Raw genomic sequence first — 3175 nt, forward strand, 5'->3', positions numbered from 1 at the left:
GATATAGCTGCAAATACGGATTCCATAACTTTTTGTTTATCGAAAGGACTCGGAGCGCCTATGGGAGCTATGCTTTGCGGTAAAAAAAAATTTATAGACGAAGCATTTAGAATTAGAAAATTAATCGGCGGAGGTTTAAGACAAATAGGTTTAATGGCTGCAGCTGGAATATACGCTCTTAAAAACAATATAGATTCTTTGGAAGAAGACCATATAAAAGCTAAAAAGATAGCGAAAACGATAATAGAATCTGGTTTTGGAACCGTAGATATTAATAATGTGGAAACGAATATAGTTATAGCCGATACGATTAAAAAGTCGGATTATATAATCTCAAAATTGCAAAAGAAGGGAATTAAAGCGAGTTCTTTCGGAGATTATAAAGTTAGATTCGTCACTCATAGAGACATATCAATTAAAGAAGTGAACGAAGCTTGCGATATTATAAAATCAATAAAATTTTAATTTATTTAGAGTTATTATAATTATTTTATATTCATTAAAATAGCGATTAAAAATTAACTATCTAAATTCCGAAAATATAATTAATATTTAATTTTTATAATAGATTGTTTAGGAAAATGGATATAATAGAATTTAAAATACCGACTAAAATAATATTTGGCTCAAATTCTCTCGACTCTTTAACCGATATTATAAAAAAATACGGCGGACGAGCGATAATAGTGACGGACGGAAGTTCTTTTAATCAAATAGGATTAATAGACAGAATAGTCGGAAAATTAAACGAAAATTTTATTAATACGATGGTTTATTCGGAGGTAAGCTCCAATAATACGAGCGATGCGGCGGATATAATCGCAAATTTAGTTCGATACAGCAAAGCGGATTGCATAGTCGCGGTTGGAGGTTTTAAGGTTCAAAATGCGGCTAAAGGAGCTTCGGTAGTCGTTACAAACAGCGGAGAATCTTCGGATTATGTGAACGGACAGCCAATATATCATAAGCCTTTGCCCTTGATATCAATTCCCACAATATTGGGTTCTTTATCGGAAATGACTTTGGGAATGTATCTTTACGATAAATATGACGAAGTTTATAAAGAATGCGCCGATTCGAATATATATGTTAAAGACTGCATCATCGACCCGACTCTTTACGAAACCGTCCCCGTAAAATATTCTATAAGCAGCGCTCTTTCGGTTTTCGCTTTATCTTTCGATATATATATGAGCAGCTCCTTAAATGTCATAAACGAGCCTTTAATAAAATATTCTATGCAAACGAGCATAAGCGGAATAAATAAAATGATAATAGACGCGGCAAATATTGACAATATAAGCTCTATGTCTATAGCGAATATGTTATGCGCAATTTCAGCTTGCAACGCGAATTTCGGAGCGATTAGGGCTTTATCAATCGCTCTCAATAGCGTTTGTGCGGTAAATAAATCAATCGTATGCTCTATAATGCTTCCTTATGTTATGGAATATTATATATCTTCCGCTCCAAAAAAATATCATGTATTGGCGGATTTTATAGAAGGCATCGATAAAGAAATGACTTCTATAGAAATAGGCGCGCAAGCGGGACAATATATAAAGAAAATACAACAAAATATAAATTTGCCTATGCGATTAAACGAAATCAATATCGACAGAAACAAATTTAATAAAGTCGCGGAACTCGCTTTAACTTATAGCGGAATGGATAAACTCCCAAAGGCTATGAATAAAGAATCTATAATCAATATATTAGACCAAGCTTATTAACTTTCGCTTTTAGGAGCATATTTGTATGGATTTTTATGCAAAAAATCTATAAGTTTTTTATTCGGTTTATAATTTTCTATAATCGGTAATTTTCTATATTCCAAAAGTTTAGTTTTATACATTTCCGCGTATTTATTGTAGGCAAAACATAAAAGATGCTCTAAATTAATCGTGTCGAGCAGATTATAATGAATCAAGGAATCTATGGCAGTTTTATCTTTAGTTTCTTTATAATAGTTCCAAAGCAAAACCGCAGTGTAGCCGTTTACTCCTTCCATTTCGTCTCCTCTGTTAATTCCGACATCATGCTCTATTTTTTTTAATCCTCCGCTAAATCCCAAATCTTTAAGCAAAAATCTTAAATCTATTTGGGCGCAATTTATATCGGTTTCAAAATAATTTTTCAAAAAAGGAATATCGAAACAAGAACCGTTGAAAGTGACAATTATCGAATAATCTTTAATATAATCTAAAAATTCTTTTTCGTTTATTCCATGAACGAAAACCTTTATATCTTTTCCGTCATAACATCCTATAACGGTAATATCGGATGCGGAAGGTTTTAATCCCGTAGTTTCAATATCTAAAAAAACCGTTTTATTAGTTAGAATTGGATATAATCTGTAAAGTATTTTATCTGGAAAATTTTCTATAAAATAATCGTAATTTTTAGAATCAAAATTATAAATAGATTTCGGAAGCTCCTTTTTCAAAACTTCTTTCATACTTTTTGGCATAGCGTAATAATTTATATTGTCGATAGCGTCCTGCCAATCGATAACGCCCTCTTCCCATAATAATTTTTCTTTTTTAATTCCCACTATATGCTGAAATGTCTTCTTTATCAAATCCATTACTTCTATTTTATTTCCTTTTCCATTTAACGCCTTGAGGAGTGTCCATTATTTCTATTCCCATAGACAAAAGCTGATTTCTTATTTCGTCCGCTTTGGAATAATTTTTTTCTTTTTTTGCTTCGCTTCTCTCTTCTATAAGTTTATTAATAGTCTCTTCGTCAATATCCGAATTTTTATTTTCTCCCGTCATATTAAAACAATTTATTATATTATTTACTCTTTCTATAAATTTAATCATCCTCTCTCTCGTTTCAATATTTATAGAATTAAAAGAAACATTTATATCTTTAATCAAAGTGAAGAATATTCCGAGTGCTTCGGAAACATTTAAATCGTTATAAATAGACTCGGAAAATTTTTCATTCGCTTCTTCGATTTCTTTCAATATTTTTTTATTTGTTTCGTTATCGTTTGTATTGTCAATATCTTTCAATCTAAAAATCAAATCGTTAACTCTGTCGATTGCGCTTTGAGATTGATTTATTCCTTCGATTGTAAAATTTAATTGTTTTCTATAATGAGCGCTCATAAGCGAATATCTTATGGCTTCGGGCGACAAACCTTTTTCGAGCAAATCTCTTAAAG

4 protein-coding genes are annotated in these 3175 nt (G+C 31.2%); 2 read left to right on the forward strand and 2 right to left on the reverse strand.

All coding sequences use genetic code 11. The annotated features are described in order from the left end of the window. Both EZH24_RS09190 and EZH24_RS09195 read left to right on the forward strand, forming a co-directional pair. Positions 1 to 465 (forward strand): threonine aldolase family protein (locus EZH24_RS09190; protein WP_236847147.1); only part of this gene is annotated, 465 nt, incomplete at its 5' end. 116 nt (positions 466 to 581) lie between these two features. After that, positions 582 to 1733: an iron-containing alcohol dehydrogenase gene (locus tag EZH24_RS09195; RefSeq protein ID WP_137998862.1), complete on the forward strand. Its 1152-nt coding sequence runs from the start codon at positions 582 to 584 to the stop codon at positions 1731 to 1733. Here the strand turns inward: EZH24_RS09195 and EZH24_RS09200 are convergent. Next, the gene (locus tag EZH24_RS09200) at positions 1730 to 2587 is read right to left on the reverse strand and encodes a ribonuclease H-like domain-containing protein (RefSeq protein WP_137998863.1); all 858 of its coding nucleotides are present in this window, start codon (positions 2585 to 2587) and stop codon (positions 1730 to 1732) included. The two genes, EZH24_RS09195 and EZH24_RS09200, sit on opposite strands and share 4 nt — an antisense overlap. A gap of 10 nt (positions 2588 to 2597) precedes the next feature. Then, positions 2598 to 3175 (reverse strand): CysS/YqeB C-terminal domain-containing protein (locus tag EZH24_RS09205; RefSeq protein WP_336596093.1); only part of this gene is annotated, 578 nt, incomplete at its 5' end.

Origin of the sequence: Brachyspira catarrhinii, assembly GCF_005518285.1 — a bacterium.
GTDB lineage: Bacteria > Spirochaetota > Brachyspiria > Brachyspirales > Brachyspiraceae > Brachyspira > Brachyspira catarrhinii.

Excerpts from the sequence above, each read along its gene's own strand:
- EZH24_RS09200 (WP_137998863.1), bottom strand. The coding sequence starts at position 2,587 with ATGGATTTGATAAAGAAGACATTTCAGCATATAGTGGGAATTAAAAAA.
- EZH24_RS09195 (WP_137998862.1), top strand. The coding sequence starts at position 582 with ATGGATATAATAGAATTTAAAATACCGACTAAAATAATATTTGGCTCA.